This is a genomic window from Brevundimonas intermedia, from assembly GCF_027922165.1.
Classification (GTDB): Bacteria; Pseudomonadota; Alphaproteobacteria; order Caulobacterales; family Caulobacteraceae; genus Brevundimonas; species Brevundimonas intermedia.
The window spans coordinates 293549-306393 of sequence record NZ_BSFD01000002.1 but is presented as its reverse complement, the minus strand read 5'-3'; the positions used below and the strand labels follow the sequence as shown (position 1 = coordinate 306393).

Annotated in this window: 9 protein-coding genes; 1 reads left to right on the top strand and 8 read right to left on the bottom strand. The window is 66.5% G+C overall.

What is annotated here, in order from left to right:
• Positions 1–11: 11 nt before the first annotated feature.
• The 3 genes from PKE72_RS04085 to PKE72_RS04075 all read right to left on the bottom strand — a co-directional run bounded on the left by PKE72_RS04085 (position 12) and on the right by PKE72_RS04075 (position 5619).
• Positions 12–1943 (bottom strand): S9 family peptidase, encoded by a 1932-nt coding sequence (locus PKE72_RS04085; protein WP_271164114.1) that lies wholly within the window; start codon positions 1941–1943, stop codon positions 12–14.
• 86 nt (positions 1944–2029) lie between these two features.
• The gene (locus PKE72_RS04080) at positions 2030–3130 is read right to left on the bottom strand and encodes a cytochrome-c peroxidase (RefSeq protein ID WP_271164113.1); all 1101 of its coding nucleotides are present in this window, start codon (positions 3128–3130) and stop codon (positions 2030–2032) included.
• Between the two features lie 5 nt (positions 3131–3135).
• Complete coding sequence (locus PKE72_RS04075) at positions 3136–5619, bottom strand: TonB-dependent receptor plug domain-containing protein (protein WP_271164112.1); 2484 nt, start codon at positions 5617–5619, stop codon at positions 3136–3138.
• 108 nt (positions 5620–5727) lie between these two features.
• Between PKE72_RS04075 and PKE72_RS04070 the strand changes: the two genes are divergently transcribed.
• On the top strand, positions 5728–6495 hold the full coding sequence (locus tag PKE72_RS04070; protein WP_271164111.1) for a TonB family protein: 768 nt from the start codon (positions 5728–5730) through the stop codon (positions 6493–6495).
• A 3-nt stretch (positions 6496–6498) separates the two neighbouring features.
• On the opposite strand, the gene mnmA is transcribed toward PKE72_RS04070, so the two are convergent.
• The 5 genes from mnmA to PKE72_RS04045 form a co-directional block, all read right to left on the bottom strand.
• The gene (mnmA, locus tag PKE72_RS04065; RefSeq protein ID WP_271164110.1) at positions 6499–7701 is read right to left on the bottom strand and encodes a tRNA 2-thiouridine(34) synthase MnmA; all 1203 of its coding nucleotides are present in this window, start codon (positions 7699–7701) and stop codon (positions 6499–6501) included.
• Between the two features lie 100 nt (positions 7702–7801).
• Positions 7802–8086 (bottom strand): CtrA inhibitor SciP, encoded by a 285-nt coding sequence (gene sciP, locus PKE72_RS04060; RefSeq protein ID WP_026108337.1) that lies wholly within the window; start codon positions 8084–8086, stop codon positions 7802–7804.
• 172 nt (positions 8087–8258) lie between these two features.
• Positions 8259–10034, bottom strand: a complete 1776-nt coding sequence (gene flgE, locus PKE72_RS04055; RefSeq protein ID WP_271164109.1) for a flagellar hook protein FlgE — start codon at positions 10032–10034, stop codon at positions 8259–8261.
• 46 nt (positions 10035–10080) lie between these two features.
• The gene (locus PKE72_RS04050; protein ID WP_271164108.1) at positions 10081–10803 is read right to left on the bottom strand and encodes a flagellar hook assembly protein FlgD; all 723 of its coding nucleotides are present in this window, start codon (positions 10801–10803) and stop codon (positions 10081–10083) included.
• A gap of 4 nt (positions 10804–10807) precedes the next feature.
• Positions 10808–12778, bottom strand: coding sequence for a flagellar hook-length control protein FliK (locus PKE72_RS04045; protein ID WP_271164107.1), 1971 nt, complete (start codon positions 12776–12778; stop codon positions 10808–10810).
• Positions 12779–12845 lie beyond the last annotated feature (67 nt).

Below are 12845 nucleotides of genomic sequence, written 5' to 3'. Positions count from 1 at the left end.
CCGCCCAGCGGTCATTTGCGCACATACTTGTCCAAGAAGGCCAGATAGGCGTCCTGGGCGGTGATGCGGTTGTCGCGGCGGGTGAAGCCGTGACCCTCGTTCGGGAAGAGGACGTATTCCACCGGCACGCCGTTGGCGCGGACGGCGGCGACCAGTTCGTCGCTCTCGACCTGAAGCACGCGCGGGTCGTTGGCGCCCTGGACGACCAGCAGGGGCTTGGTGATCCCCTCGGTATGGAACAGGGGCGAGATGCGGCGGTGGCGTTCGGCGTCGGTCGCGGGGTCGCCCATCTCGTCATAAAGGGCGATGCGGTTGGCGCCCCACCAGGCGGGGATGGACTCCAGGGTGCGCACCCAGTTGGTCACGCCGAAGATGTTGACGCCTGCGGCGAAGGCGTCCGGATGGAAGGCTAGGGCGGCGGCGGTCATGTAGCCGCCGTAAGACCCGCCCATCACCGCCACCTGGTCGTCGGCGACCCAGTCCTGCTGACGCAGCCATTCGCCGCCGGCGACGATGTCGCGCAGGTCGGCCTCGCCGTGCTTCTTGTCGTCCATGTGGAAGAAGGTCTTGCCGTAACCGGAACTGCCCCGGTTGTTGGCGCCCAGCACGGCATAGCCGTGGTTCACCAGATGCTGGACCATGGCCGAATAGCCGCGCCGGGTCTGGCCGCCGGGGCCGCCGTGGACCAGGACGATGGCCGGGGCCGGATGGGCGGCCGAGGCGCCCCGGGGCTTGTAGAGGACGGCCGGGATCATCACGCCGCCTTCGCCGGGGTAGCGGACGATGGTCGCCTCGACCAGGACATCCTCATTGATCGCGGGGTTCAGGGCGTGAGTCAGGCGGCGGGCCTGGCCGGTCGTCAGGTCGGCGACGAAGATGTCGGCCGGCGAGGTGTCGGACGAGACGGTGAAGGCGATGGTCTTCTCGTCTTCGCTGAAGCGCACATTGCCGATGTCGCCGTCGGGCAGGCCGGTCAGGGCGACCGGCCGGTTCGTGGTGGCGTCCAGCAGGGTCAGTTCGGTCTTGGCGTCGGCGTTCAGCCCCGAAACCCGGTAGCGGCCGCTCGGCGAATAGAAGACGAAGCTGACGTCCCAGTCGGCCTGGATCAGGGGCGTGACGGCGCCGGTTGTCAGGTCGTGGCGGAAGGCTTGCTGGAACTCGCCGTTCTGGTCGGTGCCGATCAGGACGGCCTTGGAATCCGGCGTGAAGTCGTAGGCGGCGTAGGCGACATTGCCTTCATGCGGGGTCAGCAGCTTAGGTTCGCCCGGCTGGGTCAGGTCCGCCAGATAGAGGTCGTTGTTGGCGCTGGTCAGGGCCTTGTCCAGCACCAGCCAGCGGCCGTCCGGCGATAGGGCGGCGGGCGAGAAGCCGCCCGTGTTCTCGAACACCATCCGGTGCTCATAGGTGGCGGCGTCATAGGCGAGGACGTCGAAGGCGGCGGGGTCGCGACCGTTGGACATGACGTAGAAGGTCTTGCCGTCGCGGCTCCAGCCCAGGAAGTCGGCCTTCAGCTTGTCGCCCGGCGTCAGGTCGGTGACGGTTCCGTCGACGGCGCGAACGAACAGATGATTGAGCTCGTCGCCGCCGCCGTCCTGGCTGAACAGGATGCGGGCGTCGGTGGGGAAATAGCTGACGGGGTCGGCGGCGCTGGTGGTCGAGGCGGTCAGGGCGACGGGCTCGCCGCCCGCGACGGGCAGGGCGTAGGCGTTGAAGACGCCCGTCTTGTCCGACCGGATCAGCACCGATTTACCGTCGGGCGAGAAGGCCTTGGCCCCGCCGTAGGCCAGGCCGTAGCTGGTCGTGTCGAAGAACTGAGCCGCCGTATAGGTCGGCGTCGCCGGCTGGACGGCGGCGGGCTGGGCCGCAGCCTCGGCGGCGAACGTCGAAGCGGGCAGGGCGGCCATCAGGGCCAGTACGGAAGCCAGGCAGGCGGCGGTGCGCATCGGAACCTCTTGTCAGGGATGATGACCGTAAGAGGCGTCAGAAGACCACGGCGGATGCGGCCTGTCTTCGATTTAATCCTGCAGGGTTAGAGCGCCCCCAGGAAGGCGACGAGGTCGGCGCGCTCGTGGGGCGTCAGATCGCGTTTGACCAGCAGGGGATCGGTGGTCGGGAACAGGGGGTCGTCCTTCTGGTCCGGGTCGGGACGGGGGCGGGCGCCGCCGGCGTCGTAGAAGGCGACCACGCCCTCGAGGGTCGGCAACAGGCCGTTGTGCATCCAGGGGCCGGTGCGGCTGATGTTCAGCAGGGAGGGGGTGCGGAAGGCGCCGACGTCGGCGGGGTCGCGGGTGACGTCGTAGCGGCCCAGGTCCTGGCGCTCGCGGACGTAGAAGCTGAGGCCCAGATTGTGGAACTTCTGGTCGCTGAGCAGGGGGCCGGAGTGGCAGTTGGCGCAGCCGGCCTTGGTGCGAAACAGGTGCAGGCCGCGCAGTTGCTGGTCGTTCAGGGCGTCGGCCCGGCCGGCCAAGAAACGGGCGTAGGGGCCGCTGCGGGGCTTCAGGGTGCGTTGGAAGGCGGCCAGGGCCTTCGCGATGCGGTCGGTCGTGACCTCAGGCGAGCCGAAGGCCTGGGCGAAGGGGGCGGCGTAGGATGGGTCGGCGGCGATGCGGGCGGTGACCACGGGCAGGTCGGCGGCCATCTCCTTGGCGTCGACGATGGGGTGCAGGCTCTGCTCTTCCAGGGTCCTGACCCGGCCGTCCCAGAACAGACTGGTCGCCCAGGCGGCGGTGGCGACCGAGGGGGCGTTGCGCCGGCCTCTCTGGCGGTCATGGCCGAAGGAGGTGCGGAGACCGTCGGCGAAGCCCAGCTCCTGCGCATGGCAGGATGCGCAGGCGATCTGGCCTGAGGCGGACAGCTTCGGATCCTCGAACAGGCGCCGGCCCAGGGCGGCCTTTTCCGGCGTAGTCGGATTCTCGGCCGGTTCGGGCGGCGGGGGCAGGGGGGCGAACTCGGCGAAGGTCGCACCGGGCAGGAGGTCCGGACGCGGCCAAGTCTCGGGCGCGCCGGCGTAGGCGAGCCGAAGCTCGCCGTCTGAGGACGGCGTCTGAACCCGTGATACCGCCGCCCCCACGCCCAGATGGAGCGCGAGGACGGCGATGACGAGGGCGGTGATGTCGCGGGCGGGGTTCAACGTCTTCAGTACTTGTACTTCAGCGTGACCCAGAGGTTCCGGCCCAGTTGATAGGGCTGGGTCGTCGCGGTCGAGTTGTTGTTTCGGATGGTGTCGAACAGGTTGTTGACTCGCAGGTCCAGGCTCGCCGTGCCGAACTGGGTGCGGGCGATCTCGGCCTGGAGCGACAGATTGGCGTCTATGGAGGCGTCGTATTGGACCTCGCCGTAGATGTCGTAGGACGAGCCGCCGACAGTGATGTTCTCACCCGTGTCCTCGATCTGGGTGAACTCGTCCTTGAAGCGGGCGTTGACGTTGGTGCGGATCCGACCGTCCAACCAGGTCGAGCCCCAGTCGGCGTTGATGATGATGGGAGAGGCGTAGTCGGGGCGCTGGTTGTCGGCCAACGCCGTCCAAAGCGACACGACCTCGCCCTTGTAATAGACCATCTCGGACGCCGTATCCTCGAGTTCGTCGTAGTAGTCCGTGATCGAGGACTCGGTGTGGGAGAAGTTGCTGTTGAACGAGATCGAATGGCGACCGAAGTTCCGCATCCATTCGACCGACAGGCCGCGATAGCTGGACGAGCCGTCGTTATCGGCTGTCGAGACGGTGCGGGTGCGCGTGCCCAGGGTGTCGCTGACGTAGGTTTCGGTCGTCTCGGTCAGGGAGAACTGATCCTTGCCTTCGCGCAGAATGCCCTTGATCCGGTATTCGCCGCCCAGCAGGCCGCCGCTCACAGCCGCCGTCAGTTCGTCGGAATAGGGCGTCTTAAGATCAGAGTCCGAATAGCGGGCCGTCGATGTGTGGGAATAGAGTGTCCAGTCGCCGTAGACGCCGCCGACGGGCGTGCGGCGATAGATGTAATTGTCCGGGGCGTTCTCACGAAGGGCGTAACCTAGGAAACCGCGGCTGTAGTACCGGTTGACGCCGAGCGTCGCGGTCATGCCGAACCAGGGCAGGTCGCGGGCGACCGACAGGCGCGGCGAGAAGTCATGATTGCCGAGGAAGGTGTCATGGTCGTAGCGGAGACCGGCTCGGACATCGAAGCCGCGCCAGTCGAGGTCGTAATTGGCCCAAAGGCTGTAGGTCTGGAGATCCACCTCGGTCTGGTAAGCCCTGTAGACCGAATACTGCGTAAGAACATAGGAGCTGGGAACGCAGGTGAGAGCCGCCGCTTCTTCCGGGTAGAGGCATCTGATCGCCGAACTGACCGTGCTGCGCGAATAGGCGTAGTTGTCTTGAGGCCGGTTCTTTTCCGCCGTCGTATGGGTGAAGTCGAAGCCGGAGGTCAGCTTGCCGCCGGCCAGGGGCTGCGACCAGGTGGTCTTGAGGCCGTAGTCCTGCTGCGACTGTTCCAGATCGCCGAAACTGCCCATGGTGCAGTTGGTGCTGGTGCACCAATTGACGCTGGCGACGGACGACGGAAGACTGAGATTCACGGCAGGCGCGTCGCGGTCATTGTCGGAGTCGGCATAGGTCAACTGCACGGTCCATTCGGCGGCTCCATGCTTGCCGCGCAGACGCAGGTTCGAGGCCAGGCCGCCGCCGTGCTGGTACATCTGGTTGTCTATACCGTTGCCCGAGGCGTTCATGCTCTCGTAGGGGCTCCAGGTGACTTGCCCCTCCAGCGTCAGGTCCCCCGCCAGATCATATTCGCCCTTCAGAAGGAAGTTCTCGGACTTGCTGGTTTGGCCGAAGGGGCCGCCGCCGTAAGTGGCGCCGCGGTAGTAGGTGACGGTGGACTCCGAGTAGTTGTAGCCGCCGAGCAGTCGCAGACGCTCATTGATCGGCAAATCGACGGTAAAGCCGTAGCGCGATTTCTCGTAGTCCGGCTTTTCGGGATAGACGCCTTCCAACTCGGCGCGGACGGCGTCGGTCATCCGGTAACTGGCCATGTCCGTCTGGGTGAACCCATAATAGGCCGTCGCGCCATAGGCATGGGCGGGGGCGCGGGTCTTGATATCGACCACCCCGCCCAGGAAGCCCCCGTACTCCGCCGAGACGTTTGAATCGATCAGCTTGATCTCGCCGATGAGGCTGGAATCGACCCAGATGGACTGGGCCGAGGCCGCGCCGGCGACTTCGTCATAGTGCTGTGCGTTGGTGTTGAAGCTGTCGAGGCGCGAGTTCACGCCGACGCCGTCTAGCACGAAGAGGTTGTCCAGGTAGCTGGACCCGGAGATCGAGATGCGCGAGGGCCGCAGGTCTTGAAGGCTCTCGTCGTCAGCCATGCCCTCGTCAGCGCTGAACTGGACGGTCGGCGCCAGCTTCAGGAGTTGGTTGGCGTCGCCCGAGCCGGGAGCCCGGTCATGGACCGAGTCGCCGCTGAAGACTGTCGTGCCGGACTCGACGGCGGAGCCGAACCTGTAGGCGGTGGAGGCCTTGGACTCGTCAGCGACCACCACGGTTGGAATGGCGTCCTCGATTGAGGGTGTGGTTTGGGCCTGTGCGGCGCCGGCCAACAGAAGCGCCGCCGCGCTGGCGGAAGAGACGAGAACGATACGCATGATGGCGACCCAAACCCAAGCTGAAGGGGGCGCGAGGTACTCCTGATAAAATCTATATGCAACTCATTCTCAGTTGCGTTCTCAACAATCAGGTTCTATGCGACCCTCATGCCGTCCGAGTTTGCTTCCCCGCTCGCCAAGGCGGCGACCGGTCTGGTCGTCGCGGTCGTCCAACTGGGTCTGCTGGCGGGGCTGGCGGTAGACGCCGTCCAACCGCCTGCGCCGGACCAGGGCGGTGCGCCGGTAATCGAGCTGACGCTGACGCCGCGTGCGGCCTTTGACAGCGAGAACGGATCTGCGGACTCGACAGCGGCCAAGGCCGAAGCGCCTGCCGCGACGGCCCGGAAGACTCTGACGCCCAGCACTGCGCCTATGCTGCCGACGCCGAGGGTCACGCCGACGCCGGTGTTTCCGCTGGAGACGACGCCCGTCGCTCTGGCGTCCGTCGCCTCCACACCTCTCGCGACGATCCAGACGGAAGGGACGGGCCGGGGAGAGGCGGGGGCCGAGGGCGCGCGAGACTCGCGCCGGGGTATGACGGGCGGCGGCGCGGCGGCGACGTCCGGCGCCAATGCGGGCGCCCAGGTGGACGACTATTACGCCCAGGTTCTGCGGTGGGTGGAAACGCACAAGCGGCACCCCGGCGGCGTCATCGGCACGGTGACTGTGGCCTTCACCCTGGATCGGCGGGGGCGGGTCAGCAACGAGCGTGTATTGACCGGCAGCGGCCGGGCCGCGCTGGACGCCGCGACTCTGAGCCAGATCAGGGCCGCAGAACCCTTTCCCCGACCGCCGGCCGATACGACCTGGCGCACCCGCGAGTTCCGGGTGAGGCTGGATTATCGGCCGCGCGAGGGTGGGCGATCCGCGCGCTGAAGGTCAGACCGCGACCGCCGTCGTGTCGCGGATGAAGCCCCCGCCGAGGACGCGGTCGGGATCCGCGGGGTCGTACAGGGCGCAGGCCTGGCCGGGGGCGACGCCTTCTTCGCCCTGGTCGAAGACGATGCGGACGTCGCCGTCGATCAGGGCCAGGCGGGCGGGCGAGGGCTGGCGGGTGGAGCGGACGCGGGCCAGGACGGGGAGGCCGGACGCGGCGGCCTCGACGACGGTGGCTTCGTCGCCCAGCCAGTTGGTTTCTTCCAGCGTCAGACTGGCGGTCAGCAGGGCTTCGCGCGGGCCGACGATGACACGGCGGGTTTCCGGTTCCAGCTTGACCACGAACAGGGGCTCGCCCACCGCGACGTTCAGGCCCCGGCGCTGGCCGATGGTGTAGTCGGTGATGCCGGCGTGGCTTCCCAGCACCCGGCCGTCCATATGGACGATTTCGCCGGCCTCGCGGCCTTGCGGACGCAGGCGGTCGATCAGGGTGCGATAGTCGCCGGACGGGACGAAACAGATGTCCTGGCTGTCCGGCTTGGCGGCGATCTTCAGCCCCAGTTCGGCGGCGACGCCGCGCACCTGGGGCTTTTCCAGATCGGCTAAGGGGAAGCGCAGATAGTCGAGCTGGTCCTGGGTGGTGGCGAACAGGAAATAGGACTGGTCACGCGAATGGTCGATCGCCTTGCGCATCTGCGAGCGATTGCCGACGGCGGCGCGGCGGACGTAGTGGCCGGTCGCCATCGCCTCGGCCCCCAGGTCGCGAGCGACGTCGAGCAGGTCTCGGAACTTGACCGTCTGATTGCAGCGGATGCAGGGGACCGGGGTCTGGCCCTTCAGATAGGAGTCGGCGAACTGGTCGATTACCGCGTCCTTGAACCGGCTTTCGTAGTCCAGGACATAGTGCGGAATGCCGATCATCTCCGCGGCCAGACGGGCGTCGTGGATGTCCTGGCCCGCGCAGCAGGCGCCCTTCTTCTTCAGGGCCGCGCCATGGTCGTAGAGTTGCAGGGTCACGCCGACGACGTCATAGCCCGCCTTGTGCAGCAGGGCGGCGACGACGGTCGAGTCCACCCCGCCCGACATGGCTGCAACAATGCGCGCGCCGACAGGCAGGCCGACCGCCGCCCGCGCGCTCTCGACCGCCGCATCCATGTCGGTGCGGCGGATGTCAGGGACGGGACAGATGTCTTCGACCAGGGTCATGGCCGCCATTTAGTGCGGAACCGGCGCGATTTCGAGGCCGGTCAACGAAAAGGGCCGCATCCGTCGCCGGATGCGGCCCTCCTCGTCTTCGGGGGAACCCTTAGGAGCGGTAGCTCTGGATCCGCGTCGTACGCAGACCCTGCATGCCCCATTTGTCGATAGCCTTCTGCCAGGCGAGGAATTCTTCCGCCGTCAGGCGGTACTTCGCCAGGGCGTCGTCCAGGCTCAGCAGGCCGCCGCGAACGGCGGCGACGACCTCGGCCTTGCGGCGGATCACCCACCGGTCCGTATTGGACGGCGGAAGATCGTTCAGGGTCAGGGGCGTGCCAGTCGGTCCGACCACGTATTGTTCGCCTTTGCTATTCAGGCGTCGCTCTTGCAACATGGGCTTATGCCTCTTTCACCAACACCGTAGTGTCATGAATGTAGGCGGGGCCCGCTAAGGTCGGTTTAAGCGTCGTGGTGAAGGAACGAATAAAATCCTTCCCGACCCGAACGACTCTGTAAACCTTCCTTGAGCGACGATTCATTGAAACTAACGCTTACTTACTCGCCGATCAGCGTTTGATGTTGATCAGCTCGGCGAGCATTTCGTCCGCCGTGGTGATGATCTTGGACGAGGCCGAATAGGCTCGTTGGGTGGTGATCAGGCCGGTGAACTCAGCCGACAAATCGACCGTCGAGGATTCCAGCTGTTGGGCCTCCACCGTGCCGGCGCCGCCGGTGCCGGCCGCCTTCAGGTTGAAGGTGCCGCTTTCGAGGCTGACGGCGTAGGCGTTGCCGGAAACTTCCTTCAGGCTGTCGGGGCTGGGGAAGGTGGCGATGGCGACCTGGGCGATGCGGCGCATGACGCCGTTGTCGAAGATGGCGGTGACGAATCCGCCCTCGTCGATGGTGATTTCGCTCAGATTGCCGAAGGCTGTACCGTTGGTGACCGTCGACTGGACCACCGAGGCGGTGTTCAACTGGCTGAGGCCCCCAGCCGAGGTGTTCAGATCAAGGGTCACCGTCTGGGCCGCGATGCCCAGGCCGTCGGCCCATTTGACTTTTCCGTTGTCGGTCGGGTCAGCGGGGTCGATCGTGTTGTTGGGATCGGACTCGAGGAAGGACAGCGTCGCCTGTTCAGGGTCGTCGAACAAGCCGGTTCCGGCCGGCCAGGCTTGCATCGTCTCGATGTCGAGACGGCCTGACGGGGTGAAGGCGATCAGGCCGGTTTTGATCTGGCCGTTGGAGTAGGGCGCACCGGTCACGACGTCATCGGCGGGGACCGCGACCACTTCGGCGTACCACTGGTTCGGTTCGGCGCTCTTCAGGAAGCGGATTTCCAGGTTGCGCTGACCGCCCTTGGAGTCCGACACCGGGATGTTCATCTTGAAGTCGGGCTTGACGCCGACCGGGTTGTCATCGTCGGCGTTGTACATCGCCATCGAGTTGACCGAAGGGTCATACTTGGTCTTGGCGATGCCGTCCGTGGTGATGCCGATGTCGGCGAAGTTCAGGGCGAACGGCGTGCCCGCGACAGGCGGCGTGCCGCTGGTCGGCGTGATGGTGATGGCCGTCGCCGTGGCGGTGGCCGAACCGTTGGTTCCTCCTGAGGGAACGAAGCCAGTCAAAGCGCCGGCCGCATAGGTCGCGGTGCCGGTGATCTTGGTGATGCCGGTTTTGATCGTCACGTCGTAGGTGTTGGCGCCGGTCCGGACGTAGGAGACTTCCACGTCATGCTCGACGGGGGGAACGGCTGCGTCGTCGACGCCGGCGTATTTGTTTGCGCCCGCCGCACTCGAGACCGTCTGGGTCGAACGCAGGTTGGCGTTGACTTGGACGCGCGTCGTGGGCTCCGCCGTGCCGCCGACCTGACCGATATTGATCGACCGCAGGCGCGACAGGTCCGAAGGGTCGGTCGAGATGTCGCCGTTGGAATCGACGGGCCAGCCCTGCAGATAAAGACCGGCGCTGTTCTTCAGATAGCCAAGGTTGTCGACGCGGAAGGCGCCGGCGCGGGTGAACAGGCGCGTATCGGTGGCGCCGACGTTTTCGGCCTGGGTAGTGGTGACGAAGAAGCCCTGGCCGCTGACGGCGAGATCGGTGTTCTCGGTCGTGCGCTGCAGCTGGCCTTCTTGGCTGATGAACGTCCGGGTGGCGGACATGACGCCGCCTGCCGAGAAGGAACCGCCGGCGCGGGTCTGGCTGTTGACCAGAGTCTGGAACTCGCCCTGCGAGCGCTTGTAGCCGACGGTGTTGACGTTGGCGATGTTCTGGGAAATCGCCGCCAGGGCGGCGGAGTTGGCGGCCAGGCCGGACACGCCGGCCAGCATTGCGCTGTTCAAGCTCATGAATACGCTCCTTGAATGGAAGTCATCGGGAAGGCGGCGGAGCGCATCATGCGGCCGCCTGCTCGGTCGGGACGTCCGGATTCTCCGTATCGTCATTGTCTGCGTCGGCGGCCTTCTCGTTCAGCGAGATCACCGTCGAAAGCGGGAGTATGGAATCGCCGATCACCAGATAGGGGGCGCCGTCGTACATCTCGACGCCGGTGACGCGGCCGCGGATCAGGGCCTGGCTGTCGATTTTGGCGTTCTTGGCGTCGGTGGCCGCAACCTTCAGCGTATAGACGCCGCCGTCTTCGGCCGTGTCGCCGCCGGTCATCTTGCCGTCCCAGGTGAAGTCGTGCAGGCCGATGCCCTTCTCGGGGGCGTCACCTTCCCAGACCACCTTGCCGGTGCTGTCGACCACCTGCAGCTTCACCTTGTCGGCGGTGGCGCCCAGTTCGTAGCTCCAGGTCGCCTTGCCGTCTTCCAGCGACGTGGCGGTCCAGGCTGCGGTTACTTCCTTGCCGATATAGTTGGAGGCGTTGTCCAGGCCGCCGGCCGACTGGGCGGCGACCAGGCTGGTCAGCAGGTCGTTGGTCAGCAGTTGCTGCTCCACCCCGGCCATCTGGGTCAGCTGGGCGGTGAACTCATTGGAATCGAGCGGCGACAGCGGGTCCTGGTTCTTCATCTGCGTGGTCAACAGGGTCAGGAAGGTCTCGAAATTCGAGGCCAGCATTGTCGTGCCGCTGTTCAGGCGGCCGGCGGCGTCGACGGATGAAACGGCGGTGGCCATAGGGTCAGACCCTCACATCGACGCGGTCGCGCGTCTGGGAATGGTTGGTCCAGGCGCCCGGAGGGGGCGTGGCGGAAAGATCGGCCTGGTTGGTCAGGCGCGCGGCGCCGGCGAACAGGGATTGACGTTGCTGCTGCTCGCGGTCGAAACCGCCGCCGGACGACGTATCGCGCTGGGTGAAGTCGAGAGAGTCGCTGGCGACCTGGAAGCCGGCGTCCTGAAGCTGACGGCGCAGCTCGTCGGCCCGGCCGCGCAGCTCTGCGGCGGCGGCCGGATTGTCGAAGGCCAGACGGGCGGCCAGCTGTCCGTCGGCGCCGATCTCGAGGCTGACGTCGACGCGACCCAGATCCTCGGGCGTCAGGACCATGTCGAACCGGGTCGAGCGGCCTTCCAGTTTGCGTGCGATCTGTGCGGCGAGATGGGCCGTCGTTTCGATGGTGGCGCGGGACAGGGACGAGGCGGCGGTCTGGGTCGTGGTGGTCGCGCCATCGAGCGCACGGACTTCCGCCGGCGTGTCTACGGGCGTGGTCGGGTCGAGAGGCGGAACCGAGGCGTCTATGAGCGGCGCTGCGGTGGGCGTGATGCTGTCGGTCGCCGGTGCGATCTGACCCAGGCTGGCCTGTTGGGTCTGGCTCGTGCTCGGTGCGGCGTCGGCCATGACGACATGATCCGTGGCGAGGACGTCCGATCCGTTCAGCATCGGCCGAGCGCTATTGGTCGGTGCTGTGTTTTCAGGCGCGGAGCGCAAGGGCGTCGAGGGCGCGGGTGTGGTCGCTGCGACCTTGGTCGGCGGGGTCTGCGACGACTGATTGGCCTCAATCACGGGAAGGTCGGTTTCGGAAGCGTTTTGCTGAGGCGCTTCGACCTGGGTTTCGATCGCTCTGACCGCTTCGGCGATGACAAGATTGGACACGACGGCGGCGGTCTGAACCGGCGCGACGGTCTGGGCGGCGGCGGTTGCGACCTGGACGGCGATCTTCACCTCAGGCTTGGGCGAGGATGGGTCGGTCAGGCGAACCGCCTCGGCGACCTCGGCCTTGGCTGTGTTGGAGCCAGGCTTCGCCGCCGGCTTTTCGGGTGCAGTCAGCAAGGACGCGACGGCGGCTTCGGTCGCCGTCTGATTGGAGGGGCTGGAGACGCCGGACGGGGCCGCTGCGGGCCGATCGACTTTGACGAGCGTCGGTTCGGCGGATTTCGGCTGCGACTGTGGTGACGTCGTCGTCGTGTCCATTGTCGCGGGCGGGGGCGGGGGCGCCGGAGCGACGCTCGGCGTGAACAGGGGCGACTCGACGACCGTGGTAGCCGTCGGCGATGCGCTCACGGCGGGCGTATGGTCTTTGGAGGCCGCCTGTCGAGCCGGAGAGGGTTCCGGCGTTGCTGCGGCTGGCCTGGCCGCCGCAGCGCTGTCGGCCTTCAGATCTGAAGCCAGGTCGGCGATGCTTATGTCTTGGCCGATCTGACCGGCCGGCGTCAGGCGGGCGGTTTCGGTCACGTCGCCGAGGGCGGGCGCGTCGGATGCCGGAGCTGGCGCAGAAACAAGAGCAGGAGTTTGGACGGGCGCTGGGACGACGGCTTGTGGAGCAACTGGTTGAGCGGCGACGACGACGTCCGCAGCCGCGATGGCGGCGTCCGCCGTTTCCGCATCGTCGTTTGACGGAAGGAGCTCTGATGGCGCCGGTAAAGCCGCGACTTGGTCCGCAGCTTCGGCGGTCAGGTCGAGGGCCACGGGCGCGTCTTCTTCTGCTTCTACCGCCGCCAGGTCGGTGGTCGAGATCGTTTGCAGGGAGAGACGACCCGGCGCCCGTTGCGGCGTTTCGAGCTTTGTAGCGTCGGCCTGACCCAAACCTTGGAAGGCCTCTGCGAGTTTGGAGGAGAACAGATCGGCGACCTCGCTGTCCTGACTGCCGGGCGCAACAGCGGGCGTTCCGGCGGAGGCCGGAGGCGCTGAGGCGAACAGGGCGAATGCGGACGACATGGAGTGCAGGCGACTTTCAGGTCTGGGCGGCGCCTGCTGCGCCTGATTATTCGAACCGCCTGTCGCA

What these genes read in the sequence shown, in the direction of transcription:
- PKE72_RS04085 (WP_271164114.1), bottom strand. Translation starts at nt 1,943, where the DNA reads ATGCGCACCGCCGCCTGCCTGGCTTCCGTACTGGCCCTGATGGCCGCC.
- PKE72_RS04075 (WP_271164112.1), bottom strand. Translation starts at nt 5,619, where the DNA reads ATGCGTATCGTTCTCGTCTCTTCCGCCAGCGCGGCGGCGCTTCTGTTG.
- PKE72_RS04070 (WP_271164111.1), top strand. Translation starts at nt 5,728, where the DNA reads ATGCCGTCCGAGTTTGCTTCCCCGCTCGCCAAGGCGGCGACCGGTCTG.
- mnmA (WP_271164110.1), bottom strand. Translation starts at nt 7,701, where the DNA reads ATGACCCTGGTCGAAGACATCTGTCCCGTCCCTGACATCCGCCGCACC.
- sciP (WP_026108337.1), bottom strand. Translation starts at nt 8,086, where the DNA reads ATGTTGCAAGAGCGACGCCTGAATAGCAAAGGCGAACAATACGTGGTC.
- flgE (WP_271164109.1), bottom strand. Translation starts at nt 10,034, where the DNA reads ATGAGCTTGAACAGCGCAATGCTGGCCGGCGTGTCCGGCCTGGCCGCC.
- PKE72_RS04050 (WP_271164108.1), bottom strand. Translation starts at nt 10,803, where the DNA reads ATGGCCACCGCCGTTTCATCCGTCGACGCCGCCGGCCGCCTGAACAGC.
- PKE72_RS04045 (WP_271164107.1), bottom strand. Translation starts at nt 12,778, where the DNA reads ATGTCGTCCGCATTCGCCCTGTTCGCCTCAGCGCCTCCGGCCTCCGCC.